21 protein-coding genes, 1 pseudogene and 1 riboswitch are annotated in these 26466 nt (G+C 43.4%); of the genes and pseudogenes, 8 read left to right on the forward strand and 14 right to left on the reverse strand.

Annotation, left to right across the window (positions count from 1 at the left end; translation table 11 throughout):
• The first annotated feature begins 5 nt into the window (after positions 1-5).
• Positions 6-770: a hypothetical protein gene (locus L2730_RS17230; protein ID WP_248975732.1), complete on the forward strand. Its 765-nt coding sequence runs from the start codon at positions 6-8 to the stop codon at positions 768-770.
• 27 nt (positions 771-797) lie between these two features.
• Here L2730_RS17230 and L2730_RS22100 read toward each other — a convergent pair whose 3' ends face one another.
• The 5 genes from L2730_RS22100 to L2730_RS17265 all read right to left on the reverse strand — a co-directional run bounded on the left by L2730_RS22100 (position 798) and on the right by L2730_RS17265 (position 5606).
• Positions 798-1379 (reverse strand): DUF333 domain-containing protein, encoded by a 582-nt coding sequence (locus L2730_RS22100; protein WP_428848468.1) that lies wholly within the window; start codon positions 1377-1379, stop codon positions 798-800.
• A 129-nt stretch (positions 1380-1508) separates the two neighbouring features.
• Positions 1509-2585 carry a GGDEF domain-containing protein gene (locus L2730_RS17250; protein WP_346347832.1) on the reverse strand — a complete coding sequence of 359 codons (1077 nt, stop codon included), beginning with the start codon at positions 2583-2585 and terminating at the stop codon, positions 1509-1511.
• An 833-nt stretch (positions 2586-3418) separates the two neighbouring features.
• Positions 3419-5044: a PepSY-associated TM helix domain-containing protein gene (locus tag L2730_RS17255; RefSeq protein ID WP_248975734.1), complete on the reverse strand. Its 1626-nt coding sequence runs from the start codon at positions 5042-5044 to the stop codon at positions 3419-3421.
• Complete coding sequence (locus tag L2730_RS17260; protein WP_248975735.1) at positions 5041-5340, reverse strand: hypothetical protein; 300 nt, start codon at positions 5338-5340, stop codon at positions 5041-5043. Before L2730_RS17260 ends, L2730_RS17255 begins: the two co-directional genes overlap by 4 nt.
• Positions 5340-5606: a hypothetical protein gene (locus L2730_RS17265; protein ID WP_048908444.1), complete on the reverse strand. Its 267-nt coding sequence runs from the start codon at positions 5604-5606 to the stop codon at positions 5340-5342. Before L2730_RS17265 ends, L2730_RS17260 begins: the two co-directional genes overlap by 1 nt.
• Before the next feature lie 273 nt (positions 5607-5879).
• Between L2730_RS17265 and L2730_RS17270 the strand changes: the two genes are divergently transcribed.
• Positions 5880-7946 carry a TonB-dependent receptor gene (locus L2730_RS17270; protein WP_248975736.1) on the forward strand — a complete coding sequence of 689 codons (2067 nt, stop codon included), beginning with the start codon at positions 5880-5882 and terminating at the stop codon, positions 7944-7946.
• A 51-nt stretch (positions 7947-7997) separates the two neighbouring features.
• Here L2730_RS17270 and moeB read toward each other — a convergent pair whose 3' ends face one another.
• Both moeB and moeA read right to left on the reverse strand, forming a co-directional pair.
• Positions 7998-8774 (reverse strand): molybdopterin-synthase adenylyltransferase MoeB, encoded by a 777-nt coding sequence (gene moeB / locus L2730_RS17275; RefSeq protein ID WP_248975737.1) that lies wholly within the window; start codon positions 8772-8774, stop codon positions 7998-8000.
• A gap of 14 nt (positions 8775-8788) precedes the next feature.
• The gene (gene moeA / locus L2730_RS17280; protein ID WP_248975738.1) at positions 8789-10033 is read right to left on the reverse strand and encodes a molybdopterin molybdotransferase MoeA; all 1245 of its coding nucleotides are present in this window, start codon (positions 10031-10033) and stop codon (positions 8789-8791) included.
• A 381-nt stretch (positions 10034-10414) separates the two neighbouring features.
• Here moeA and ftnA point away from each other — a divergent pair, with 381 nt between their 5' ends.
• Positions 10415-10942, forward strand: a complete 528-nt coding sequence (gene ftnA / locus L2730_RS17285; protein WP_020910394.1) for a non-heme ferritin — start codon at positions 10415-10417, stop codon at positions 10940-10942.
• A 52-nt stretch (positions 10943-10994) separates the two neighbouring features.
• Here the strand turns inward: ftnA and L2730_RS17290 are convergent, their stop codons facing one another.
• Both L2730_RS17290 and ribB read right to left on the reverse strand, forming a co-directional pair.
• Positions 10995-14216: an EAL domain-containing protein gene (locus L2730_RS17290; protein ID WP_248975739.1), complete on the reverse strand. Its 3222-nt coding sequence runs from the start codon at positions 14214-14216 to the stop codon at positions 10995-10997.
• A 402-nt stretch (positions 14217-14618) separates the two neighbouring features.
• Positions 14619-15257, reverse strand: a complete 639-nt coding sequence (ribB, locus tag L2730_RS17295; RefSeq protein ID WP_248975740.1) for a 3,4-dihydroxy-2-butanone-4-phosphate synthase — start codon at positions 15255-15257, stop codon at positions 14619-14621.
• A 188-nt stretch (positions 15258-15445) separates the two neighbouring features.
• Positions 15446-15685, reverse strand: a riboswitch (FMN riboswitch).
• A 148-nt stretch (positions 15686-15833) separates the two neighbouring features.
• Between ribB and L2730_RS17300 the strand changes: the two genes are divergently transcribed.
• Positions 15834-17993: a S9 family peptidase gene (locus L2730_RS17300; protein ID WP_428848469.1), complete on the forward strand. Its 2160-nt coding sequence runs from the start codon at positions 15834-15836 to the stop codon at positions 17991-17993.
• 11 nt (positions 17994-18004) lie between these two features.
• A pseudogene (locus L2730_RS17305) lies at positions 18005-18265 on the forward strand (GIY-YIG nuclease family protein); the annotation flags it as partial.
• Positions 18266-18273: 8 nt separating this feature from the next.
• On the opposite strand, the gene L2730_RS17310 reads toward L2730_RS17305, so the two are convergent.
• Positions 18274-19083, reverse strand: coding sequence for a sulfite exporter TauE/SafE family protein (locus L2730_RS17310; RefSeq protein ID WP_248975742.1), 810 nt, complete (start codon positions 19081-19083; stop codon positions 18274-18276).
• A gap of 336 nt (positions 19084-19419) precedes the next feature.
• Here L2730_RS17310 and L2730_RS17315 point away from each other — a divergent pair, with 336 nt between their 5' ends.
• A complete protein-coding gene (locus L2730_RS17315) occupies positions 19420-20394 on the forward strand; it encodes a DUF1852 domain-containing protein (RefSeq protein ID WP_248975743.1) in 975 nt (324 codons plus the stop codon).
• A 31-nt stretch (positions 20395-20425) separates the two neighbouring features.
• A complete protein-coding gene (locus tag L2730_RS17320) occupies positions 20426-21454 on the forward strand; it encodes a methionine synthase (protein ID WP_248975744.1) in 1029 nt (342 codons plus the stop codon).
• Between the two features lie 351 nt (positions 21455-21805).
• Here L2730_RS17320 and L2730_RS17325 read toward each other — a convergent pair whose 3' ends face one another.
• On the reverse strand, positions 21806-22561 hold the full coding sequence (locus L2730_RS17325) for a DUF4097 family beta strand repeat-containing protein (protein WP_248975745.1): 756 nt from the start codon (positions 22559-22561) through the stop codon (positions 21806-21808).
• A gap of 251 nt (positions 22562-22812) precedes the next feature.
• Here L2730_RS17325 and L2730_RS17330 point away from each other — a divergent pair, with 251 nt between their 5' ends.
• Complete coding sequence (locus L2730_RS17330; protein WP_248975746.1) at positions 22813-23616, forward strand: class I SAM-dependent methyltransferase; 804 nt, start codon at positions 22813-22815, stop codon at positions 23614-23616.
• A gap of 85 nt (positions 23617-23701) precedes the next feature.
• Here the strand turns inward: L2730_RS17330 and L2730_RS17335 are convergent, their stop codons facing one another.
• The 3 genes from L2730_RS17335 to L2730_RS17345 form a co-directional block, all read right to left on the reverse strand.
• Positions 23702-25546, reverse strand: coding sequence for a M14 family metallopeptidase (locus L2730_RS17335; RefSeq protein WP_248975747.1), 1845 nt, complete (start codon positions 25544-25546; stop codon positions 23702-23704).
• A gap of 246 nt (positions 25547-25792) precedes the next feature.
• Positions 25793-26002 carry a helix-turn-helix transcriptional regulator gene (locus tag L2730_RS17340; RefSeq protein ID WP_248975748.1) on the reverse strand — a complete coding sequence of 70 codons (210 nt, stop codon included), beginning with the start codon at positions 26000-26002 and terminating at the stop codon, positions 25793-25795.
• A complete protein-coding gene (locus L2730_RS17345) occupies positions 25999-26424 on the reverse strand; it encodes a hypothetical protein (protein ID WP_248975749.1) in 426 nt (141 codons plus the stop codon). Before L2730_RS17345 ends, L2730_RS17340 begins: the two co-directional genes overlap by 4 nt.
• Between the last annotated feature and the right edge of the window lie 42 nt (positions 26425-26466).

A 26466-nucleotide genomic window follows, 5' to 3' on the forward strand; every position in this document is an offset into this window, starting at 1 on the left:
ATACGATGAGTAATAAACACGATGCCACTGACAGCAATTTTAGAGAGTCGGTGAAGCAATATATTGAATCCCAACAACTGTCAGAAGATGGCTTAGCACGCATGGAGGCGCTATTTTCTGCTGAAGAACTGGCCGACAAAGAGAAGTTCAGTGAAGGCTTGTTTCGGCAAGAGCCTGTTCACCTTAATGAACCCCACTTTAAGGCTGCAAGTCACTTGAATCGCGCCAGCAAATCCCGTAAACCTTTAGTTAGAATGATCTATGCACTTGCTGCTAGTATTTTTGTGCTGGTGGTAGCATTTCAGCTGTACTCGTATACCCAGATGCAGCAGCTATTTAATGGTGCATCAAATAGTGTTGTTATGACGAGTATGAGCTGGAAAATTGCCGATGAAGTGGCGCGTAATCATGTAAAGATGAAGCCACTAGAGGTGCAAACTGAGCAATTAAGCCAGCTTAGAGAATACTTTACACAACTAGACTTCACTCCAGTTAGCTCAAGTTTTCTCGCTAATACCAACAATGGCGATAGTAAAATGCTTGGCGGCCGTTATTGCTCAATTCAGGGATTAACTGCCGCGCAAATTCGATTTAGTCAAAAAGATAAGCAACCGATCACTCTATACGAAGTGCAATATGACTCAAACCTCTATGGTGAACAGCCAATATTAGAGCGTGGAGATAAGCCGACTAAACTGGTGGTTCGCGGCGTTGCCGTATCCATCTGGGTTGAAAAAGGACTGTTAATGGCAATAGCCCGATCAGACTAGTAGGGGGAGATTTTTACAATAAGTCGTTTAGATCGACATGAGCTTGTGTTTGTTAAATAGCGTCCATTGATCCACCTTTTCACCATTAGGTAAAGTGCAACTGCCATCTGCAAGATCGACCGTGCCGCCTATTTCTAAGCAATATTGCGCTGCTGGGTTCGGAGTTTTTTGCATTTCAGTGACGTCAGGAGCTTGTTTGTGACCATGCTCGAATAACTGCCACTGTTCGATGGCTTCACCGCTGGGGAGGGTACATATTCCGCTGGCTAAATCGAGCTGCCCTTGTAAAGAGATGCAATACTCTGATGCTGGGTTCGCTTTGCCCACAAAGGCGGGTTTACGTTGAACAACAGATTCATCAGTTTGCTGGGATTGCCTATAGAGTTGCCACTCTTCAATACGCTGCCCATTAGGCAAAGTGCAGTAACCGACTTGCCCGTTAGCTTGAGTTTCTATTTCAAGGGTTCCACCTTGCTCTATGCAGTAGCTTGAGGCTGGGTTGGCCATGCTCACAGGTTGTGGAGTCGTTTGTACAGTTGGTTGAGAATCGCAGGCTGTGAGTAATAAAGTGCAGCTAGCAACCAGACTAATTAAGGCTGATATTTTCATGAATAGCTCTCGTTTGGCGTTATATGGATTACTAACGGCCATTACACCGAAAAGGGTTATTCAATCACTATAGCTAAATAAAAGTATTTCTGTGGAAAATGGAACGGTGTGCTTTAACGTCAACCATTGTTAAACACACACCTGATTACGACCTTTTTTCTTGGCGCGATACAAAGCTTGATCGGCCTTTTTCAGGGTTTGTTCGAAAGTCTCACCGTGTTGATGTTCTGACACTCCAATCGAGATGGTGACATTGACGGTTTTGCGCTGGGTTTGTGCCTTGCCTCGTTTAGCTTTAGTTTGCAGTTTACGCTGCTCATTACGCAGTGTTATGTCGTAGTCCTCAATTATCTCTCGCACCTCTTCAAGGAAGTGCAAAATTGATGAAGTATCTTTGCGAGAAAAGACGATGGTGAACTCTTCACCGCCATAACGGAAGGCTTTGCCGCCCCCTCTTACTTGGGAGATCTTACTGGCGACTAATTTAAGCACTTGGTCACCAACATCATGGCCATAGGTATCATTAAACTTTTTAAAGTGATCGATATCGAGCATGGCTACGCTGTATTTTCGTCCTAGCGACAACACTAAGTTATAAAGGGCGCGACGAGAAGCAAGACCTGTCAGTTCATCGCGATAGGCAAGAAAATAGGAGTCCGTTAACACTGTGAGGATATATACAATGGCTAAGGCTGTTATCGATACAGAAACGGATAGCAGCTCTGGCATTAGCGAGTGTATAGCCCATAGTGCTAAGGTGATAAAAATGGCGGTGTTAACCAAATTGGCCTGCCAAATACCTCGTACAAAAACCAACATCGCTCCAAGATAGAAGGGAGCGAGGGTTCGTATCTCCATCGTTATCATACTGGGTAAGTAATTATCGATAGCACTCTTATATTGAGTATTGCCCCATATCCAAGCAAAAGCGGCTGCAAAGCTGAGCAAAACCCCTAAAACCCTAACGACACCATGAGCAGAAAGTAGCCCTCTGTCTTTAATAAACGCAAACCAAGTCACGGTAAAAATACCTGCAAGAAAGATCTGTTGTGGATATCTATCAAATAAGGTTGTAGGTGAGCCTTGGTCTAGAAAATAGCAATAGGCCAGTAACAGTAGCGCAAGATATGCTAGGCGACTGCGGTTAAATTGCAGCGCAATAATCACCACCACTGGTAGCAACCAAAACGGTAGTTGTTCAATCACGCTGTGCCACGTTTGCAGCTTGGGTAGAGAATACTGAGTGACAGCTAAAAGCAAGCTGGTGAAAAAAAGAGGTAAGAAAAAATAGCGGCAGCGATGATAAAAAGCGGACAAGGTTAACCTCAATATAAACGTATGTTTAACTACAACTCGGGTATTTACCTTTTGTAAGTCGACATTTCTAACAAAAGATAAAGTCTTTCACATCGACAAATTGGTAAAAAGATCATGCTGACAACTCTATAGGTTACAGAGATAGATAAAAGGTCAACCTTAAGTGGATATTATACCAATTGCATTAAGTATTTGGCCAGTTCAGAACCCCTCTGTCTTTTCAATTCAAAGCGCATCGGTAAAGAAATGGTTATTCCCTTTTAAGCCAATGCAAAGCAGAAGTGGAAAGACTGAGGGGCTCACATAGTGCGGCTGAGGTTAAACAAATTGGCAAACACTGTATGCTTCGCTATGGGATTTGGATATACGACTAAATGGTCTATTTTGTTCCATACAAAATAAGACATTCCAGCCCTCCTTGGCGGTCAGATTTAGGAGGTACGAGACCAAGGATGGTCGAAGGTAGAATAATGCAGGAGCAATTATCGAGAGCGAAGCAGGATGCCAGAGCCGAGAATAACTATTAGCTCAAATCTCGCTACTTGCCTACAGCGTTTTGAATTCCCGCTGAATGGTCAAACTTTTAATGCAATTGGTATTACATAACAATGATTGGGTCTGTCACGACTATTTCATCGTCACTATTACGGGGTCATTCGAGGCCGTAGACATAGAAGAGACCCAGTTAGTAACTGGGCTCTTTTGGTGATGGCTACATGAATTTAAGGCAACACTTGAGTGCTACTGTTTTGCTGTGGTTTTAACTCGCTTTGCTGATGAGTTACAGCCCAAATGCTGTCTGGCTCTCCAAAGTAGGCTCTATGGTATGCTTTTTTGGCTGCGATATAGAAAAGCAGGGCAAAAATAAGTGATATGAGCTCAATGGTTATTGAAGCTATATCTGTAGCTGCCCATATTGCGAGTTGTGGCAGTAGCAGAGCTATTCCACTGGTTACAGGAATTAATAAACAGCAAAGTGATAACAACCTAAGTAGTGAAATAGCAGCAAGGGCAGCGCCTCTAACAAAGCTGTAAGCTAATGCAGCAAAAAAGGCAATATAGTAGCAACTGAGGTAGTAACTATTTACCTGCTCGCTTAGTAGATAGAGCCACTTTGTGGCTAGCATAGCGACTGCAACACCTAACATCGAGCCTAGACAAACGCCGATAGTGAGAGAGGCCATGATTTTTGTTGCTTTGCGTTGTGCAGCTTGTTTCTGTCTACGTTTTTCAAGCCAAAGTAAATTACCGCTATAAAATAGAAATGCACCGAGTAAGCCAAGAGAAAAATATATCCAGCGGCCAAAGCTACCTGCGTAATTACCAAAATGAAGTGCGAATATACTGTTAACGACAGGGCCATATAACCCCTCTTCAACTTGGCTAATGGTATTGTATTGCACCTCCATAGTATATGGATGCATATAGACGAAATCACTGTAACCACCACGCATCATGCGTCCGTTAGATTGCAGTTCAACCGCTAAAGAAGGCGAGGTTGAGTTGAGTTTGCTAAATTCCATTGAGGTGATTTGATAACCTTCAGCTATTGGCGTGACTTCAGCGATATAGCTATCAATACTGTGCAACTGGCTAACGGAGTACTCAATGGTAGATCGCTCTCTGGGTTCAAATAAGGGCTTGTCGCCATAAAGAATACTCAAGCCGCCATAAAACAGGTCATGAAAAGCAAATACCACCACTGTCCAGGCGATAATCAAGTGAAAAGGCAAGCTGATCACACCCACCAAATTGTGACTATCTAACCAAAAACGATTCACCCCTTTGTGCTGTCTTAGTGCAAATAGATTTTTCACTAGTGTAGGCATTAGCACAATAATCCCTGAGATCAGCGCTAGAAAATACAGGACTGCGGCAATACCTAGAATTAGTACGCCGAGATCCTCGTGGCCGATTTTGCCTATGATCCCTGCTGTGCGGTGTAACTGATCAATTAGCGTACCTAATTCATTGGTACTGCTTGCTTGGCTAACCCAATCGCCATCATCATTAAAGCTGGCATGACGTAAGTGATCATCAAGGCGTAAACCTCGTCCGCCTCCCTTTTCATACCACTTAATTGGAGAATCATTGTCGTTAAAACTGATGATAAAACCATCTTTTGCTTTTTCGCTATTGTTGACTGCAGTTTGAATTAAGCTATCGAGTAACTCTGTAGGGATCTGTTGCAGTGCTTGTGCTGGAGGTGTCGCCCATTGCTCTATTTGAGGTTTGAACATAGTGATGGCGCCAGCAAAAAAGGCGATAAACAATAGCAGACCTGTAGTGATGCCTGTCCATGTGTGAATAGACTGATAGGTTCTTAAAATATCTGGACGTATTCTCATGTGAGCCACCATAAAACTGCAAATAAACTGTACACAACGAGGTTAGCCGACATGAGATAACCAAATGCACTCGTCGCTGTTTTGAACAGAAAACTAAAGGCTACAACGGGGAGCCAGATAAAACTGACTAGCCACATATTCATTTGCACTTTCATTGGTGCGTCTATTCCTCCTGGGCCAAACCATGCAAACATCGCAATGACACCATAGGATAAGCTCAGACCCAAAAGGCTTGCGGTGAGACTTTTTCGCCACCAATGTGGTTGAATTTTTTCCGCTTGGGTTAACCGTGTCATCAATGGGGGTCTCTTGACTTATAAAGCGTTGTGAATGGTACGCAAATTAACAGTGCGACTATGGTGAATAGCCAGGTGAAAATCGCTGCAGTTGTGGTCAGAAGCTGTCCCCAACTTAGTAGTGCAAATAGCAATAAACTAAGCCCCACTAAAATGAGTGGTTTAGGTAAGGCTTGTTGCAGCAACTTCTGATGCTTGCTGGTGGCGTATATCATTATGACTCCTACTAAAGTCAGAATGAATGCCGTGATTTGAAACATAATCATCAACTCTTCCTTAAAGGTCAGATTAACGTTTGTGTCCGATATATCTCAGTAACAGCTGAACAAAATCGCTCTTCGTCTACTGAGGTATGCCTACGAATTCCCAAGAGACAACACAAAATAACGAACAGGCTTTATTACACAGGTATTAAAATCGTGTAAATGGTAATGTAAATGTGAATGATTCGCAATTGAGCGTGGGTGTAGTTTAATGTAAATTGTTGCTGCTTTTAATCAGAGCGATAAATTCTATTTACTGTGAACTTGAGGGAACCCATGGAATACAGGGCGTTTAAGAAAAATCTCGTTGTGGCGGCAATATTATGTAGTCCTATATTTTCGATGGCTTATGCTGCTGTTGATGTTGAACCTACTGAATCGATAGAAAGGATCACTGTATATGGTGAAAAAGTTGAACGTAGCCTCAAAGATACTACCTCATCAGTGTCTGTTATCGATAAAGAGACGCTAGACAGTGGCCAATACCAATCGGTATCCAGTGCTTTATCTGAAGTGCCAAACGTTGTGGTAACAACAGGAGCAGTACCGGATATTCGAGGCGTTACAGGTAATGGCTCTGCTACTGGGTTTAACTCTTTCACTGGCGGCGCTAAAGCGCGAGTTTCGACCCTTGTTGATGGTGTTGCAGAACCTTTTGTCGCTGACTTAACCGGTGATACAGGCCTTTGGGACATAGAGCAGATAGAAGTTTTCAGAGGACCACAGTCGACCATTAATGGTCGAAACAGTATTGGTGGTGCAGTATTTATTAAAACGGCAGATCCAACCTTTGACTGGCAAGCGGCTGCACGTTTAGGTTATCGAGATCAGGACAGTTTTATCGACAGTGCTGTGATGCTATCGGGCCCAATTTTAGACGAGCAACTTGCCTTTAGGATCACGGGGCAAAATGTAAATGGCAACACCTACAATAATGGTTTGGTGTATGACACCAACCCAAAAACTTTTGACCAGAATGAACTCATTACCAATCGATGGCGCGGTAAATTACTCTGGCAACCTGCTGGCTTAGAAGACTTATCAGTACTGTACAGTTTTTCATATAACGACGAGCAAGGTGATTCAGGGCGTAATTACTTCACTGGTGATGACCCTTGGGCATATAAACCGCTGTTTCAACGCTATATCACCACCAAGTCAAACACACATTCAGTGACATTTGATTACCAGCTTACTGATGGTCAGTCACTCGACTTACAATTCTCCTTTATGGATTATGACTGGGGTTTTGAATCCTATGAACCCTTGGCAGCTGCTGAAAGTACTGTCGACATGAATGACAAAAGTTACAACGTCGATGGTAAATATAGCTTTGGGCTTAATGACCGAGATCTAAATGGCTTTATTGGTTTAGCTTACTATAAGCGCACTCAAGACTTTGGCAGTGTGGGAGGTTTCTCTTATGGCGGAGATGACAGCAGTACCTCTGCTTCTGTTTATGGAGAGGTGACCTTTGCTATGGCCGAAAAGTGGTGGCTGACCCTTGGTGGGCGAGTGATGCGCGATGAGCAAACACGAAACTTTGCCATGCAATTTAGAGGCTCGACGATAGATGAGCAACTCGATGAAGCTAAAACAGTGGCATTGCCTAAGCTTGTGGTGCAATACGCCGTTACTGATAGCACCACACTTGCGTTAAGTGGTCGACGTGGTTACAACGCTGGTGGTGGCGCAATGGCATTAACATCAGCTGGTGGCGATTACTATTACTATGATGATGAGTCTGTTGATACCTATGAAATGAGCTCTCGAAGTAGTTTTGATGGCGGCGATGTTAACCTGAACGCCAACCTGTTTTATAACGATTATGACGGCTACCAAGCGTCTAATAGCTTACGTAGAATCACTAATATCGATAAAGCGGTAACCTATGGCTTAGAGCTTGAGTTTACCAGTATGTTAGGTGAGAACTGGCAACTGTTCTCGGGGTTAGGGTTGCTTAAAAGTGAAATTAAAGCAGCAGACCCGAGTTACGGCGATATTGTTGGCAATGAACTTAACGCTGCGCCGAACGTTACTGCTAATCTTGGTATTAAGTATTGGCTGTCTGATGAGCTGACATTTGGGTTATCAGGAAATTACGTTGATGAGTATTTTGCTGATATTGCCAATACTGAAGAGCGCGTGGCTGGTGATTACATCTTAAGTCGTTTCAATGTTGATTATCAAAATGATAACTGGCGAATCAGTGCCTTTGTGAACAACTTATTTGATGAGCAAGCGCTTACAGTGAATGAACCTCCTGGACGTGGTTATGAGCATGGTTATGCTGCAGTTGTTGACCCAAGAAATGTTGGAGTATCGGTTACGTACAATTTCTAGTCTATAAAAGCTTGTGCGTGACAGCTTGTACTGTGTCACGCACACGAATCATCAGCCTTGATTGCAGACTTTACACCCAGGCTGCTTTGGCAGCTTCATCTCTCGAAACTCCATAGTCATGGCATCGATCATCAAAATACGCCCGGCTAAGGTGCGGCCCATATTAGCAATGACTTTGACTGCTTCCACGGCTTGCAAGCAACCTATCATTCCGACTACGGGGGCTAAAATACCTGATTCGACGCAGCTGAGTTGCTGCTCACCAAATAGCTGGCTAAAGCAGTGGTAGCAAGGCGTTTGTGCTTGATAGTCAAATACTGTAACCATACCTTCCATACGGATAGCTGCAGCTGAGATAAGCGGGATCTTGTGTTTAAAGCAGCTTTGATTGAGTTGCTCACGCACCATCACGTTGTCGGTACAATCCATCACAATCGAGTGTTGTGCAACCAGTGCTTCAATCTCGTGGTCATCTAATACTGCATTGATGGTATCGATTTGAATGTGCGGATTTAAGCCTGTTAACGTCTCTTTAGCGGAGTCAACTTTAGCTTGGCCAACATTGGCATCTTGATGCAGGACTTGGCGCTGCAAGTTAGACACTTCAACCGTATCAAAGTCGACTAAGGTGATTGTGCCTGCGCCTGCTACTGCCAAATATTGGCTGGCAGCGCAGCCCAAACCGCCAGCACCTATAATCAGCACCTTGGCTTGTTTGAGCTTCTCTTGTCCCTCAAAGTCCATCGCTTTGATAGAGATTTGACGGCTATAACGCAAGATTTCCGCGTCAGTTAAAATCTCATCTGTGTCAGTAAGTTCACTCGACATCGCTATATGTTCTCTTAAGCCAGTACGCTGTTAAAAGGTTCGACGGTAACTTTCTCACCTGCACTGATACCATCGCAATCTTGCTCTAAGATGATAAAGCAGTTAGCGAGTGTCATTGAGGTCAGCATGCCTGAACCTTGGCCACCAGTGACGGCCACTTGTGCTTCACCTTGCTCGTTATAGCTCAATACCGCACGTTGATATTCGACGCGTCCTGGGAACTTGCGAATATCTTGGGTTAAAGTGGCTGATAGCGTTACCGGTTTCACTTGCGGTAAGCCTTGCATTTTTTGTATTAGCGGCCAAACAAGCTTGTAGAATGTCACCATCGAGGAAACTGGATTACCGGGTAAACCGCAGAAAATCGCATCACCTAAGTGACCAAAGGCAAAAGGCTTACCTGGTTTAATCGCTAGTTTCCAGAAAGTGATTTCACCCTCTTCATCGAGGATCTGCTTGGTGTAATCGGCGTCACCAACTGACACTCCACCAGAGGTCAGTACCATATCAGCTTGAGCCGCTGCTGTTTTAAAGGCTTGGCGAATAGCTTCTTTGTCATCTTCAATCACGCCAAGGTCAATCCACTCTACGTTTGCTCGGCTGAGTAGTCCTTGAATGCTATAGCGGTTTGAATCGTAAATCTGTCCGGGACCAAGCTCACTGCCAACAGGGCGCAGTTCATCACCGGTTGAGAAAAAGGCCACTTTAAGCGGACGATATACTCTTAGCTGACTAGCCCCAATGGTGGCAAGTACGCCCATCTCGGCTGCGCCAATGAGTGTACCTGCCGCAAGTACTTTAGTGCCGGTGGTGAGCTCTTCGGCACGATAGCGCACGTTTGCGCCTTTGGCTTTTGGTGCTTCAATAGTGATGTTATTACCATCAGCCGTTACCTTTTCTTGCATCTGTACCGTGTCGTAACCTGCAGGTACTGGTGCGCCGGTCATAATGCGGATACAGCCGCCTTTTACACATTGCCCGCTAAAAGGGTGTCCAGCAAAAGATTCACCCACAAGGGTTAGTGGTTTGCTGTCATTGAGATCATCAAAATTAAAGGCGTAACCGTCCATTGCTGAATTGTCGAAAGGAGGTAGGTCGACATGAGAAGCAAGATCTTCAGCTAAGACGCGTCCTAGAGATTGTGTCAGCGTAACGACTTCGGAATCTGTGATTGGCTGCACTTGTTCTAGTAATTTTACAATCGCTAGCGAGGGATGCATTAGGCTAGGTTGTTTACACGGGTCTGCATGAGTCTGCATCTATCTATCCTTGAGGCTAAATTAGCGTACGTTAATTAAAAACGAATATAAGGCATTATGCCACGGTGATTGCAGATGACTATGATCTGCTCGGCAGTTTTAACAGCTGATAGTGGCTTTATTATTATTTTTATCGAAATTAGCCTTGGTTAGCCACTGGGTTTAGTCATGTTTTAATCTGTTGTTTCTCTATCTATCGGTTAGTTACAGGCTGATTCCTTTGATATTTCTTTGAGTTTACCGCCAAGCATTAGCGTTTGCTTCTTTATGTAAATGAAAACCATTATTATTTATTAAACAGTAACTTAAGTAAATTTTATTGCAATTCTAAACTAGCTTGATAACAATAGCGGCCATAAACAGATACCCAGAGGAATTAAGATGTTGGCCCAGAAGATGATTGACCAGTTAAATGACCAGATCAACATGGAGTTTTTCTCCTCTAACTTGTACCTGCAGATGAGTGCATGGTGTGAAGATAAAGGCTTTGAAGGCGCAGCTAAATTTATGCGTGCCCATGCTGATGAAGAGATGGGGCATATGCACCGCTTGTTCACATACGTAAGTGAGACTGGTGGTATGCCGCTGCTTGGTACTATTGAAGCACCACAAGCTGACTTCCCATCACTGTTAGCATTATTCGAATACACCTATGAGCATGAGCAGCTAATCACTAAAAAGATTAACGAACTTGCTCACGCTGCATTCACTAACCAAGATTACTCAACGTTTAACTTCTTGCAGTGGTATGTTTCTGAGCAGCACGAAGAAGAGAAGCTATTCAAATCAATTGTCGATAAGATCCGTTTAGTCGGTGAAGATGGTAAAGCCTTGTTCTTCGTTGATAAAGACCTAGCACAAATGGCAATTGAAGAGTCCGCCAGTGTGATGACTAGCACCGCTGAATAACTGATTATTTGGCGTGATAAAAAAGAGCAGCCTAGCTGCTCTTTTTTTATGCCTAATTAACCGACACCAGTGCTTTACGATTTACGATGCGGTTGATTGCGGTTTCATTTTCAAGAAAGGTCAGTAGATCCTCGTTGGATAAGGGTTTTGACATTAGGTAACCCTGGGCGTAATTGCAGCCTAATGATTGTAAGAAGTCCCACTGCTCTTCAGTTTCAATTCCTTCAGCGACCAGTGGCATCTCTAAACTTTGCCCCATCATGACAATAGCTTTGACTAGCTTCGCATCGGACTGGTTAACCGTGGCATTATCGATAAAGCTCTTATCAATCTTAATGACTGAAATTGGGAACTGGTTGAGATAGCTTAATGCTGAATAGCCGGTACCGAAATCATCAAGATAGATATCAACGCCTAAGTTTCTAATAGATTGTAGGATCTCTAAGCTGTAAGGCTTATCTTCTATCAATAAGCTTTCTGTGATCTCAATATGCACATAATGTGCTGCAATTTTGTGGCGCAGTAATGCTTCCTCAAGAACTTGATAAAAGCTCAAACCGTTGGAGTTTATACACTGACGGCCGGAAACATTAATGGCAATTTTTAGCATATGCCCTTGGGCATGCCAGCTAGACAGATCAGCTAGCGCTTGATTTAACACCCATTCGCCCAGTGGTTCTATAAGCCCTGTTTCTTCAGCGATGGGAATAAATAGCGCGGGAGAGATAATGCCAAACTCAGGATCTCGCCAGCGGATAAGTGCTTCTACACTGGATACTGTGCCGTGAGTCATATCAACCACAGGTTGATACTCCAAATAAAACTCAGACTTCTTAACCGCCTTTCTTAGCCTCTGTTCAAGCTGCATTCGTTCTAGCATCTCAACATTCATCTCAGGCGAGAAATATTGGAAGTGAGCGCGACCATCACGTTTTGCTTGGTACATGGCCGTTTCTGAATTTCGCAGTAGCATCTCAATATCTTGGCCATCTTCAGGGTAGAAAGCGATGCCGACGCTGGCGGAAATATTACTTTCAATAGCATCAAGTTTTAACGGTTGAACTAATGCATCTACCAATTTGTGTGCCAGCTGCTCTGCTGTTTCAATAGCACTATGTTGCGGTGAGATAATGACAAACTCATCACCACCAAAACGAGCAATAGAGTCTTCTGGCCCGAGTACGGTTTCCAGTCGTGTGGCTGACTGCTTTAAAATCTCATTGCCAGCTGCGTGGCCATGTAATTCATTAATGAACTTGAAACGATCTAAATCGATAAAGAACACTGCCACCTGAGAATTTGTTTGGTTGGCACCATCGATAGCATGCTGCAGTCTAGATGAGAACTGATGCCTGTTAGGAAGCTTAGTTAACGAGTCATAGTTACTTTTGTACCAGAGATCTTGTTCATACTGTTTGTGATTACTCACATCCAAAAATAGCCCTATGTATTGGCTTATTTGGCCTTGAGCATTCTCAACCGCGGTGATTGATAGATATTCTGGGTAAACATTACCATCTTTACGTTTGTTCCAGATTTCACCTTCCCAATGGTTGGTAGTCGTTATTGAATGCCAAAGCTGGCTGTAGAACTCTGGTTGATGGTGGTTAGAGCTAAGTATGCTGGGGCTTTTTCCTTTCACTTCAGCAAGCGTGTAACCAGTGATCTTGGTAAAAGATGGGTTAACTAACTCAATACGGTTATCGGCATTGGTGACCATTATACCTTCGGATGAATGCTCAAATACCGCAGATGCTTGTTGTAATGAGGTTTTCGCTAGCATGCGCTCACTTAGCATCTGGTTCAATGCGGTAGATATCTGGGTTAATTCATCGTTCCCTTTAATCTCAATGTTCAGCTGTAGATTAGGGTCTTTTGCCATCTCTTCAACATCATTAACTATGGTCGTAATCGAGCTGATAAGGCTATTAGCGATGTATTTACCTAAGATAAACACCATATAAAAAACCAAAATACCACTAAGGAAGCTGATATACAGTGATGACACAATTAGCTGTTTTTGAACATCACTTTGACGGGCTATTTTATGGGTCAACTGGATATTCATTTGGTGCAATAGGTCGATTCGAGCACTGGCGGTAGCCCACCATTGTTTACTGCTAATTAACGGTGCCTGGTGTTGCAGTTGCTGCAGCGCCTGCTGCATATCGGCGTATTGTTCGGCCAGCGAACTCATTGGAGCTGGCTGTTGCAGCTCCTTACTTGCCTGCAAAAAATGTTGGTAGTAAAGCTCTGTAGAGCGTTTAATTGTCGCTATCAGAGCCGATTGCTGGCTGGTTAGATTATCTTGGCGAGCAATATTTTCAAGGGCAATATTAAGCTCAAAATGATGTTGTTCGAAATTGAGCTGATATTGAGGCTTAGCAGTCATTAAGTAGCGGTTATAGTCATAGGTTAAGCCCTTATACCCCATTAGTTCACTGAGCTCGTGGGCTTGCTCTATGAGTTCAACCTGCTGTTTTAACTGTTGTAGCAATACACTTACTTGCCGCTGTTCCGGGCTTTTGGTTATTTTATTTAGTTTGCTGCGATTTTCATTTGTCATCGCTACGCTTGCATTCTCAACCGTATTGTTCAGTCGATGAGTAATATTGTCGATGCTTTCGTATGAGTCTGCGTCTAAGGTGGGGGCTGACAGCAATTGGTTGACCAAGCCGCGCTCTTGCCCTGCAAGTTCTTGAGCTTTTAAGATATTGACTAAATCAGCCTGTATCATTACCAGATAGGAGTCGTCACTCTTAAAACGTAGTTGGGAAATAAAACTAATTAGCTTCTGATTTAGTTGAGAATAATAGTTAAAGTAATCACCACCATTAAGCTTGAGTACTTGTTGACGCATCTTGAGCAGTTGTTGATGTTCATCACTGCTGCGACTAAAGCGGGTTTGTAATAGGTGAAAAAGCTCACGATCGTCTTTGGTGGTATCAAGAACTCTTTGTAATGCTTTGTTCTGCAGCAGGTTTTTGAGTGCCAAGTCTGTTGCTAGCCACTGTTGTTGTAGTTCAGTGTTAAATTGTTTGCCATGACTGCTGAGGTAGCCTGCCGACAAGCCACGCTCTTTTTGCAATTCAAAAAGAATGTTTTCTATATCGAGGGTTACTTGGGTGGTAAAGGAATTGGCAGAAGCATCTTGGTATTGCTGGTAGAGCGAAATAGAATGTAGCCCGGCAAACACCGCCAATATCAGCATTGGTAGAGAGGCGATAAGAAATAGTTTCTGTTTTAAGCTCAAGTGGCTTAATAGACTTAACATTCGGCGACAACCTTTTCGCGTAACAGTTGATTGTTAAATTTGTTGTTTTAATCTTAAGCGTGGAGATAGGAGATTAAAAAATTGCGCCAAATAATAACCATATTCAGAATGTGGAGTCTCAGTTAATTCATCAAAGTCTAATCTAGGTCACGAATTTAACTAACAGTGTCAAAATCGTGGCTAATTCTCTCTTCTTATTCGTAATTATTTTTCAGCTGTCAATTACCGAAAAAGGTAATAAATGCGTATTTACTAAATTATTTTTCGGTTAAGCTAAGGCTATGGCTTTATTGATGTTTAGCTTAGTTGTACAAAAAAGGCCATGCTGTGGGCATGACCTTTTTGTATCATTAACATAACAACCAACTAAAATTATGCTGTGACTTAGATTGGCGACTTAGATTATTGCGAGTTACGGTAAGCCACAATATCTTCTATGGTGAGTACTGGCATATTGTGTTGCTGGCCAAAGTCGATGATCTCTGGCAGACGAGCCATGGTGCCGTCAGGAAGAGTGACTTCGCAGAGAACACCAAAAGGTTTAAGACCGGCGAGCTTCATCAAATCAACAGTACCTTCGGTATGACCACGACGCTCTAATACTCCACCTGGGCGAGCGCGTAGTGGGTAAACATGACCTGGACGGGCTAAGTCATCAGGTTTGGCGCCATCAGCGATAGCTGCTTTTATTGTGGTAACACGATCTGCAGCCGAAACTCCTGTAGTGACTCCCTCTTTAGCTTCGATACTGACGGTAAACGCAGTACCGTATTGGCTGTTGTTATCAACAACCATAGGTGGAAGCTCAAGCTGAGCGATGCGCTCATCGGTTAGACACAAACAAACAATGCCGCTGCACTCACGGATAAGTAGTGCCATCTGCTCATTAGTTAGGGTTTCGGCGCTATAGATAAGATCGCCTTCGTTTTCTCTATCTTCATCATCAACGACTAATACCCCTTTCCCTTGTCGAAGAGCGGTAAGTGCTACGTTGACGCGTTCGATAGCGTTGCCATAAGGCGCAAGTAAAGACTGATTCATGGTAAACATCCTTAAATAAACTACATTGGGTTGCCAGAATCAGGGCGTACAGAAAATGACACCTGCATCATTGATAGATGCATGTGCTTAATAAGAGGTGAAGACAATTTTGTTCAAGCAGCCAGTACTATGCGCTTTGCATTTGGCAAAACACACTGAAGCAGCTGCAAAAGCAAGCTTGTTCAATCTTATATTCTCTTTCATCCGGACTTAGTACACGCAACGCACATAGTGCGCAGCAGTATTCATTACCGTCGGCTCTGGAATAGGTACAACCTGTGTAAGGTCTGTTTACCAGATCTGCTTGACCCTACTAGCGGACATCTTGTCACGAACAGTAGGCGCTCGCGGGCTTTTATGACGCTGTATAACCACAACTTACATAACTTACCGCCGGTGGGGAGTTACACCCCGCCCTGAGAATTATGTTTATTTCTGTTTGGGAACAGATAAACGCCGCTATGTTGCGTCAATTTGATTAAAATGACAAGCTGGAGACCTGACAAATGTGGTGGGTGTAGTCAACTTATTTACTGACGAACCTGCCATGACTTTATGCTGACAAGGACGCCGCGAATGAAATTGATGTTAGCCCTCACACTAAGCACCTTTTTGCTATTTGGATGTAAAAACATGACCCCTAACACTGAAATCGACGCACCCGTTGCGGAAAAAATTCCTCATAGCATGACCTTACATGGTGAGACTCGTGTCGATGACTATTACTGGATGCGCGATGACGAGCGCAAAGACCCTAAAATCATCGCTCATCTTAATGCTGAAAATGACTATACCAAGGCGCAATTTAAACCTTATGATGGCCTTAAAAAACAGTTATTTGAAGAGTTAGTGGCAAGACTTGATAAGGATGAATCAAGCGTGCCTTATTTCTGGCACAAGCATTGGTACTATCGTTACTACAAGGAAGGTTTTGAATATCCGATTGTGGCTCGAAAAAAGGCGATAGATAGTAATGATGAGTTGGTGCTGCTTGATGTGAATGAGCGAGCTGCAGGGCACGATTTCTATGGTTTAGGTGGTGTATCTGTCAGCCCCGATGAAACCAAGTTAGTGTTTGGAGAAGACTTACTCAGTCGCCGTATCTATAGCCTCTATTTTAAAGATCTTGTCAGCGGCGAGCTGATAACAGATAGGATAGAGGGCACCGATGGACGAGTGGTGTGGGCTAATGACAACCAGCATCTATTTTACATCGCCAAAGATCCACAAACCTTATTAGGCTATCAAGTGTTTCGCCATAAGCTTGGCACCGCACAAGCTGAAGATGTACTGGTGTATGAAGAGCAAGATGACACATTTTATATTGGCCTAGGTAAGTCGCTAGATGAAACCGAAATAGCCTTATACGCTGAGAGTACCATTACCAGCGAAGTGCTAATGCTTGATGCTAATGCGGCCTTGGCAGAGTTTAAAGCGGTATTGCCACGTGAAGAGGGCCATGAATACTCCGTCTCTAAGTTGGGAGAGGCTTACTACATCTTAACCAACTGGCAGGCGAGCAATTTTAGACTGATGAAGGTCGCAGTCGATAACGCAGCCAATAAACAGGCTTGGCAAGATGTGATTGCTCATGATCCTCAGTCGAGAATTGAAGACGTTCTACTGTTAACACAATACATGGTGGTGCAAACTCGTGAACGTGGCATTAGTCGAATCCATGTTTATCCCTTAAAAGATAAAGATTTTGATATGAGTGCTGGTGTCGAACTTGAGTTTAATGATCCCGCCTATGTGGTTGGCTTCGATGTTAATGCGAGTCAGCAGAGCGATAAGCTTAGGCTGTATTACTCAAGCCCAACCACGCCTGAGTCGGTTTATGAATATGACCTTACTCAACCCAATCAGCGCCAATTGCTCAAGCAAGAAAAAGTGCTAGGCGGCTTTGATGCAACGCTATACCAAGCAGAGCGGTTATTTGTAAAAGCCCGTGATGGAAAAGAGGTACCAGTGACACTGGTTTATCGTAAAGAGATGTTTAACAAAGATGGTACTAATCCATTATATCAATATGGCTATGGTTCCTACGGTTATACGGTAGAGCCTGATTTTAGCTCTTCTATTTTGAGCTTACTGGATCGCGGCTTTGTTTACTCGATTGCCCATGTTCGTGGTTCAGAGATGCTTGGCCGCGGTTGGTATGACGATGGACGTATGCTCAATAAGCAAAATAGCTTCAATGATTTTATCGATGTGACTCAAGCATTAACCGAACAAGGTTATGGCGACAAAAACAAAGTGGTTGCTGCGGGTGGCAGTGCAGGTGGTTTGCTCATGGGCGGCGTAATCAACCAAGCCCCACAAAGCTACTTTGCGGTGGCTGCGCACGTACCGTTTGTTGATATCGTAACCACTATGCTGGATGAAACTATTCCACTGACCACAAACGAATACGACGAGTGGGGCAATCCAAATGAGAAGGTCTACTTTGACTATATGCTGAGTTACTCGCCTTATGATCAAGCTAAAGCGCAGGGTTATCCACATCTGCTAGTCACCACAGGCTTACATGATTCACAAGTGCAGTACTTCGAGCCTGCTAAATGGGTCGCTAAGCTGCGTGACATTAAAACCGACGATAATTTGTTACTGTTTGATACCGATATGGAAGCAGGGCACGGTGGCAAGAGTGGCCGTTATCGTCAATATGAAGACAAAGCACAAGAGTACGCTTTCTTCATCGGTTTGCTCGGTTTAGATAAGGCAAAAGCTAACTAGTGGCAGCTGAGTCCGTCTGGTATCTGTATATGGTGCGCTGTGCTAACGGCCACCTATATACAGGAGTAACCACCGATGTCGCACGGCGTTTTAGCGAGCATCAAAGTGGCAGCGCTAAGTCTGCTAAGTTTTTGCGTGGTAAAGGCCCTTTAACTTTAGCCTACTCGGAAACTGTAGGCAGTCGCAGTGAAGCACTAAAGCGTGAGATTGCACTGAAAAAATGGCCTAGAGCTAAGAAGCTGGCGTTAATAGACTGCCGCCAGTCAAGCTAGCATTGTTGTTATTTTAGAATCATGTTTGCAGCGACAGCTAACAATAATACTGCGAAAATTTTCTTTATAACTGATACTGGAAGATAGTGGGTCGATTTGGCGCCTAAAGGAGCGGTAAACCAGGAGGTACAAACAATACCGAATAAAGCGGGTAAATACACAAACCCTGCAAAACCGTCTGCTAAAGCAAACAGGTGACTACCAGCGCTGATGTAACCTATCGAGCCAAATAATGCGATAACAATCCCGCAAGCAGATGCGCAGCCGATGGCTTTTTTCATGTCGAGTGAGAAAAATGTCAACAAAGGTACCAAGAGTGCACCGCCACCAATCCCTATCATGGCTGACAAGCTGCCAGTAATCGTCGTCAAAACAGTTAGCAGACCCTTATTAGGCATTTCTCGCTCAGTGCTAGAGTGACTTTTATGACTGTAAAGCATCTTAAAAGCAATCAGTACTACACTTACCGCAAACACAATACGCACAATTTTTTCTGGCAATAGAGAAGCCATAAAGCCACTGATAAGCGCGCCAAGAGCAACCCCGACCATAACCCAAGGCGTTAGTTTCCACGGCACATTACCATTCTTGTGATGAGCGATTGCCGAAGATGTTGAGGTAAATAAAATTGATGCTAATGAGGTGGCAATTGCGGCAATCATCACCTGTTCTGCGGGTAAAACCTCGAAATGAAGTAAAATGCTGCTTAGCACCGGCACAATAACTAGCCCACCGCCAATACCTAGTAGACCTGCTAAAAAACCTACTCCACAACCTAGCAATGCGCAGTAAACAATCAACAACAGCAATTCACTCATTAAGTTTATCTCTTTATATAATTAGGGCTAGCGTGCTCGATTAATTAAAGTGTGCTCGCTTAAAGCTGGTTAATATAACTGACATTTGATTAAACTTTCAAACTTAATCGAACATGAATGTCACTCATGTTGCTCATGAAATAAAAGCGATGTTGTTAGTGCGTCGAAACAAGTATAAATAGATCCTAATATTTACGTTGTCATCATTGCCTTTGTTATTTTTTAAGTCTTCAGTAATAAATATTTAAAGCTGAGGGGGATAAATAGATCAAGCAAGGCCTATCAGGGTGAAAATAAATTTAACTTTTATCTCAGTAAACAGGATACCGAACCACAATGAGCAATAACTTTAATTTTGCAATTAAGAGCATTTCTCTCGATGAGAATTATCACCCTGCAAACAGCACTCGTATCACGACCAATTTTGCTAATTTGGCTAGAGGCGAGCGTCGTCGCGAGAACTTGAGAAATGCACTGAAAATGATAGACAATAACTTTAATTCCTTGGCTGGTTGGGATAATCCTAAAGGTGACCGTTATTCTGTAGAGCTTGAAATAGTCTCTGTTGATATGGATATCGAAAGTGGTGGGCAGGCTTTCCCATCAATTGAAGTGTTGAAAACCAATATTATTGATCATAAAAATAACGAGCGTATAGAAGGTATAGTCGGAAATAACTTTTCCTCTTATGTGCGAGATTATGATTTCAGCGTATTATTGCTAGAACACAATAAAGGTAAATCAAATTTTAGTATTCCAAGTGGTTTTGGTGATTTACATGGGAATCTATTTAAATGCTTTATTAACTCTGATATATACAAACAGAATTTTAATAAACTACCAGTTATATGCCTCAGTGTTTCAGATAATAAAATATATACGCGCACTGAGAACCAACATCCAATACTAGGCCTTGAATACTTACCCAATGAATCCTCTTTGACTGAACAGTATTTCAAAAAAATGGGGCTACAGGTTCGCTATTTTATGCCTGCTAATAGCGTAGCCCCTTTAGCATTCTATTTCTTTGGTGATCTGCTTAGTGATTACACTAATCTTGAGCTTATCAGTACTATCAGCACGATGGGGGCTTTTCAAAAAATCTATCGGCCTGAGATCTACAATGCTAATGCTGTGGCGGGTAAATGTTATCAACCAAACTTGAAGAACCTAGATCATTCATTAACGCAAATTGTTTATGACCGAGAAGAACGCAGCCAGTTGGCGATTGAGCAAGGAAAGTTTGCAGAAGAGCATTTTATCAAACCATACCAAACAGTGCTTGAGCAGTGGTCTGCAAATTACGCTTAATAACAAACCTAAATAGACAGTAGCAATTATTATGAAAAAATTATTACCGACTTCAACTGCTGGCAGTTTACCTAAACCCGCTTGGCTGGCGCAGCCAGAAACACTTTGGTCACCATGGAAATTGCAAGATGAAGAGTTGATTGAGGGCAAGCACGATGCATTGCGTGTGTCATTGCAAGATCAGCAACACGCTGGCATCGATATTGTTAGTGATGGCGAGCAAACGCGTCAGCATTTTGTGACGACCTTTATCGAGCATCTTAACGGCGTGGATTTTGAGAAACGTAAAACGGTTAAAATTCGTGACCGCTATGATGCAAGTGTGCCGACCGTGGTTGGCGCAGTTTCTCGTCAAAAGCCAGTTTTTGTAGAAGATGCTAAGTTCTTACGCCAGCAGACCAAGCAACCCATCAAATGGGCGCTGCCAGGCCCAATGACTATGATTGATACGCTGTATGATGATCATTATAAAAGTCGTGAAAAACTCGCTTGGGAATTTGCCAAAATTCTCAATCAAGAAGCCAAAGAGCTAGAGGCTGCAGGGGTTGATATCATCCAGTTTGATGAGCCTGCATTTAATGTGTTCTTTGACGAAGTAAATAATTGGGGGATTGCCTGTTTAGAAAGAGCAGTAGAGGGACTTAAATGCGAAACGGCAGTACATATCTGTTATGGCTACGGCATTAAAGCCAATACCGATTGGAAAAAGACCTTGGGCACAGAGTGGAGGCAATACGAACAAGCTTTCCCCAAGTTGCAGAAATCGAATATCGATATTATCTCTCTAGAATGCCATAACTCTCATGTTCCACTCGAATTACTTGAGCTTGTTCGAGGGAAAAAAGTAATGGTAGGGGCGATTGATGTAGCAACCAGCACTATTGAAACCCCAGAAGAGGTGGCTAATACCCTGAGAAAGGCACTTGAGTTTGTCGATGCAGAGAACCTCTTTCCGTGCACCAACTGCGGTATGGCACCTTTACCTCGTCATATAGCAACCGCCAAGCTAAATGCGTTAACTGCAGGAGCTGACATTGTTAGAAGAGAACTGTTAGCCTAGCGAATGCTAACTCGTAACAACATCGTCAGCATAGTACCTGCATACACGTTGGTCGCAGGTTATTTGAACTGCTGGTGATAGAAGTTGAGTCGACGATTCAGAATAACGGGCTAGATGGTTTGAAATGGTCGAATCTCAGCTGATAATTCCGCTGAGATCCTTAAAGGGTGGGCTGGGCGCTGTTGTACTTAAATACGCTCTTGGTCGACATAACCGACCACTAAGCACATTAATCGACAACAGCACCCACGCCGGGAAGGAATTCTCCTTCACTGAGTTAATAATAGCTCAGTTTTTCAGAGTTGCTATCAGTCTAGAGTTTGAATCGTTAACATTAAAACCTAGTTTGGCTTAGTTCATGCTTACTGAACCGTTGATATTATCCACGCTCAAATCGCCGCTACCTGCTTCAACAATGCTAAGGCCTTTGGTGTTGTCGACTTCGATATCACCTGAACCATCATCAATAACAACGTGGCCATTGACGTTGGTTACCGTCATATCGCCTGAGCCGTCATCGATGTTGGTGTCGCCACCAATGCCGTTTAGGTTGATTGAGCCAGAACCATCTTCCAGTGTTAGCTTGCCGGTGGTGTTAGTAATAGATACTGAGCCTGAACCATCTGTGATACTAAGGTTATGCCCACCTTGAATTGAAAGGTCACCAGAGCCATCTTCAAGCTCAATATTGGCTGAAACATTTTTAATTTCAATGTCACCAGAACCATCGTCAATTTTCAGTATCATATCGGCAGGAACTTGAATAGTGAGGTCGATATACGGCGAGCGACTGAAATTGATATTACTGTCAAACTCGGCAACCAATTTAGCATTGCTGCCGCTCTTCTCTAGTGTTAAGTCTGCTTTAATATCACCATAAGTGTAGATATCAGCTACCACGGTGATCTGGGTTAACCCGGTAACGCCTTGGATCTTTAAATCTCCTGCGCCAGTATTGGCGACAAATGTGTCGATACCTGCGGCTTCAATCTGGATCTGTTTTTTCTGATGGTCAAGTGGACCGGTGCTAGCGCCATTTACATTGATGATGCAACCCGATAGCGCTAACGTTATGACTGCCGCAAAAAGACTAGAGGCTAATTTCATAAGATGATGTCCTTATTATATTTTTTAGAATCAATTGTGTATTTAAAGTTATGACCTATCTAAGCAGGTAGTGTGCCAATATGTTATCTACTTGTTTTAATTGTGATGTTTTGTTGTTATCTTGGCTGTCGGTGGTGAATTAACTCAAAAAATTGGCCAAAATCGACATTGTTAGTGATTTTAATTAGTCGTTTATTACCGCTGAGTTTTTCGGTTATAGCCTAGCTCAGTCATAGGGGATGGAAGCAAGAATGGATTATTTATCTGTAAATCAACAAGGTTGGGATCGCCGAGTACAAACTCATGTTACTTCTGACTTTTACGATGTCGCTGGTTTTTTAGCGGGTAACAGCTCACTGCAAGAGATAGAACTGGCTGCACTGAATGTAGAGGGGAAAAGCCTGTTACATCTGCAATGTCACTTTGGTTTAGATACACTGTCATGGGCACGCTTAGGCGCAAAAGTAACTGGTGTCGACCTCTCTGGCGCAGCCATTGAGCAGGCTAAATCATTGGCTACTCAAGCTAAAATTGATGCAGAGTTTATATGTACCGATGTCTATCAGGTGACAGAGCAAGTGGCGGGGCAGTTCGATATCGTATTTACCTCTTATGGCGCCATTGTGTGGCTTCCTGACCTAGATAAGTGGGCGCAAACCATAGCCAGCAAGCTGAAAGCCGGTGGTCAGTTTTATATGGTGGAGTTTCATCCTGCGCAAGCGGTATTTGACGGTTATAGCTACTTTCATCAAGAGGAGCCTGATGTAGAAGATGAGCCTACCTATACTGAGAATGCAGGTGATGAAACGGAGACCTTTATGAGTTGGCCTCACTCTCTTGCTGATGTTATCAATGCACTGATCCGTGCCGGTATCGAAATCGACTCATTCAATGAATTCGATTTTAGCCCATACAACTGTTTCGATGGACTGACAGAGGAGACTGTTGAGGTCAGTTTACCGCAGGGGACAGCGCCGCGCTCACGTTACTTTGTTGAGCAGCAAGGACAACGCTTACCGCTTACCTATGCTATATCTGGCTATAAGAAGGCCTAAGCTCGATTTTTAACATAAAAAACAGCGCCATTTGGCGCTGTTTTGTTTGAGCTATACCTTGGTATTCATCATAAAAACCAGAGGATTAATTACTTCTTAATACCGGGTATTTTAAATATTGGTTGTCGTAATAGGGACTGCGCTGATAGAACCAACGCAGACGCGCCTTTGGATCGGCGGCAAACGCTTCATCCTTCAGCGCTTCATCGAATGCTGCTTGCAGCGCTGGATCTTGTTTTAGCATCTGCGCTGCTAATGGCTCAACCGCATAGTTCTCGATGTATTCGGTACGAGTGAAAATAGGGTTAAAGAAACCCCATTGAAAAAGCGAGTCTGGTGATTGTGGCTCCAGTAGCAAGATTGCAAGATCGCCAAGCGGTTGCTCTGTATCGATACGCACAGTACCTGTAGGTAAAGTCGCTTCGATAGTTTGGCTGCTTACCGTAGCTTTGACACGTTGATGGCCTTCGTAGTCAGCACTACCAAACTTGGCTTCGCTAAATTGATATTGTTGCAATTTTTGCTTACTGGGCTTGTTGATTGTGGTCATACGTATCCCGTGTACGCTTAGGCGCTCAATCACATCTTTCCACTGTGGTGGCACATAGTAAGCCGTTGGGCGATTCACTTTGATATCGGCTTTGGTACCACCTATAACTGGAAGGTTTGGGTACAGCTTAGGTTCACCATTCCAGCGAACAATCTCATTGCCACTGATTGCACTTTGCTCCATCGAGTAGCCGATACCTTTGAAGTCCCAGCCTTTTGCTTGCTGCTCTTGCTTCCAAGTGAGGGTTACTCGTGGTGAGTAACGATATTTGTCTTGCTGGATCGCCGATTTAAGTTTTGTTGATTGGTCACCGATGGTTTTTAGCGTCGCTTCTAACATCACATAAGTGCCGAGCACGCGTTGCTTGAACGGTTTTAAACTGTGATTTTCAATCAAAATTGTTGGCAGGTGGCGCGCATCACCATAGCCATTGGAAAAGCGTGGACTAGCATTCCATAAAGACATGCCTTTAGTGATGTCGGTATTGTCGATTGCGAACACTAATGGCCCCGGAACATGTCCCTCAGCAGTCAGTGCGGCTTCAATCGCTGGGCGGTAACTGTTTTCTAACCACTTAAAACTCGATGGACTTTGTCCTTGTGCCAAGTTATAGCCAAAGGTGACATCGTACTGATAGTCGATACCATCGGTAACATGTACGTCGATGTATAAGTCAGGTTGCCAAATATTAATGGCACGTAGCATATGCTGCATCTCTAAGGTGTCAGCTTTAGCATAGTCACGATTAAGGTTAAGGTTGTTGGTGGTAGTGCGCCAACCCATGTTAACCGGACCTCTTTGGTTAACTCGATTGTATTCGGTAGAGCGCTCATGGGCGTCAACACTAAAAATAGGCACAAATAATAGATTAGCGTTATCAAGTAGCGCGGCTTTATCACCGATAACAATATCGCGTAGCAGCATCATACCTGCGTCTTTACCGTCAATCTCGCCAGAATGAATGCCAGCCTGAACTAACACGCTTGGTTTGTTGTTTTTCAGTAGAGTCGGTGCATCTTCAGCACCTTCTTTCGAGGCGACTATCATCCAAATATCACGACCTTGGGGGCTTTTGCCAATACTGACTTTTTTGAGCATATCGGTCTGGCTAATCAGCTTATCTAACCATGCAAAGGTATCATCATAATTTGGACTGGTTTTAAGGCCATTTTGCTCAAAAGGTGTAGCCCATTCACTGTCTGGTGCTGCCAGTAGGGCTTCACTTTTACCATGCCATTCGATAATGGGAGGTAAAATGGCATCATTAACGTACGTGGTTGCTAACTGAGGCGTAGCATGGTGTTCGGCGGCAAGAGTGCAAAAGCTAGTGACAGCAAAGGTAGCGACTGCGTAGCTTGTTAAAGTGGGCAAAAAGCGCATGGTAAGGCATCCATCTGTAAGATAAATTTAGAATTATTATAAGAGGCTTATATTTCACCAAAATGCTAACAAGTGCAACTAGATAACTGTGTCGAAATATGCGCAATGTTTGATTAATTAAGTTGAATTGTTTTTGTAAAGACAGTTGTTGCAAGGAGTGATTAAAACACTAATAGACTTAGCGCCGCGGTAGAGCAAAATACATAAATTCACAAATATGTCCTCCGCGGGGGAGGACCTATTGACTTAACCTGCGACAACAGCTGTTTCATCTTCGAAAATAGCTTCAATTGGCATCTCAAACAAACGGGCGACTTTAAACGCGAGTGGTAAACTGGGATCGTATTTCCCTTTCTCTATCGCATTGATCGTTTGCCGCGATACTTCCAGTTTGTCGGCGAGATCGGCTTGGGTCCAGTCTCGCTCAGCTCTGAGTATTTTTAAGCGATTTTTCATCGGTAGGCCAACCTTCCTTTAAAGATACCAACAATATAGCTTAGCGCCATAAGTGCGATGAGATATGCCGTGTTTAACGGTGGCAATGTGGTGGCTTCCTCAAGGATTGAATAGCTGGAGAAACTAATGATGGCGACCCCAACAGCCAGTGCGAGAGCGCCTAACTGTACCTTACGTTCCATCTCATCTAGCTGAGTTAAAAAATGTTTATAAGATAGCAGCATAGCGATACCGACAATGACATGAATCACAATGGCGATCGTTAACGCTATTGGGCTTGTTAACATTCCCTCTCCGGCTAAGTAGGTACTTATCATCAAAGTAATTACCCATAGCAGTGTTAATAGGTTAACCCTATTGGCGTTTTTAATATCACGTTTTGGTAGCCCTTTAACGCATATCGCGTCTAATGCTTTTTTCATCAGTACAGTTCCTTTTGTCTATTTAGTAAAGCAAGCTTGACT

The sequence above is a fragment of the Shewanella kaireitica genome, from assembly GCF_023284045.1.
Lineage (GTDB): Bacteria > Pseudomonadota > Gammaproteobacteria > Enterobacterales > Shewanellaceae > Shewanella > Shewanella kaireitica.

Bases quoted from the DNA above. Each gene is read 5' to 3' on its own strand.
- L2730_RS17265 (WP_048908444.1), bottom strand. From the start codon at position 5,606: ATGATTATGTTTCAAATCACGGCATTCATTCTGACTTTAGTAGGAGTC.
- L2730_RS17340 (WP_248975748.1), bottom strand. From the start codon at position 26,002: ATGAAAAATCGCTTAAAAATACTCAGAGCTGAGCGAGACTGGACCCAA.
- L2730_RS17255 (WP_248975734.1), bottom strand. From the start codon at position 5,044: ATGAGAATACGTCCAGATATTTTAAGAACCTATCAGTCTATTCACACA.
- ftnA (WP_020910394.1), top strand. From the start codon at position 10,415: ATGTTGGCCCAGAAGATGATTGACCAGTTAAATGACCAGATCAACATG.
- L2730_RS17260 (WP_248975735.1), bottom strand. From the start codon at position 5,340: ATGACACGGTTAACCCAAGCGGAAAAAATTCAACCACATTGGTGGCGA.
- L2730_RS17270 (WP_248975736.1), top strand. From the start codon at position 5,880: ATGGAATACAGGGCGTTTAAGAAAAATCTCGTTGTGGCGGCAATATTA.
- L2730_RS22100 (WP_428848468.1), bottom strand. From the start codon at position 1,379: ATGAAAATATCAGCCTTAATTAGTCTGGTTGCTAGCTGCACTTTATTA.
- ribB (WP_248975740.1), bottom strand. From the start codon at position 15,257: ATGAATCAGTCTTTACTTGCGCCTTATGGCAACGCTATCGAACGCGTC.
- moeA (WP_248975738.1), bottom strand. From the start codon at position 10,033: ATGCAGACTCATGCAGACCCGTGTAAACAACCTAGCCTAATGCATCCC.
- L2730_RS17230 (WP_248975732.1), top strand. From the start codon at position 6: ATGAGTAATAAACACGATGCCACTGACAGCAATTTTAGAGAGTCGGTG.
- L2730_RS17320 (WP_248975744.1), top strand. From the start codon at position 20,426: ATGAAAAAATTATTACCGACTTCAACTGCTGGCAGTTTACCTAAACCC.
- L2730_RS17325 (WP_248975745.1), bottom strand. From the start codon at position 22,561: ATGAAATTAGCCTCTAGTCTTTTTGCGGCAGTCATAACGTTAGCGCTA.
- L2730_RS17290 (WP_248975739.1), bottom strand. From the start codon at position 14,216: ATGTTAAGTCTATTAAGCCACTTGAGCTTAAAACAGAAACTATTTCTT.
- L2730_RS17335 (WP_248975747.1), bottom strand. From the start codon at position 25,546: ATGCGCTTTTTGCCCACTTTAACAAGCTACGCAGTCGCTACCTTTGCT.
- L2730_RS17310 (WP_248975742.1), bottom strand. From the start codon at position 19,083: ATGAGTGAATTGCTGTTGTTGATTGTTTACTGCGCATTGCTAGGTTGT.
- L2730_RS17300 (WP_428848469.1), top strand. From the start codon at position 15,834: ATGAAATTGATGTTAGCCCTCACACTAAGCACCTTTTTGCTATTTGGA.
- moeB (WP_248975737.1), bottom strand. From the start codon at position 8,774: ATGTCGAGTGAACTTACTGACACAGATGAGATTTTAACTGACGCGGAA.
- L2730_RS17345 (WP_248975749.1), bottom strand. From the start codon at position 26,424: ATGAAAAAAGCATTAGACGCGATATGCGTTAAAGGGCTACCAAAACGT.
- L2730_RS17315 (WP_248975743.1), top strand. From the start codon at position 19,420: ATGAGCAATAACTTTAATTTTGCAATTAAGAGCATTTCTCTCGATGAG.
- L2730_RS17330 (WP_248975746.1), top strand. From the start codon at position 22,813: ATGGATTATTTATCTGTAAATCAACAAGGTTGGGATCGCCGAGTACAA.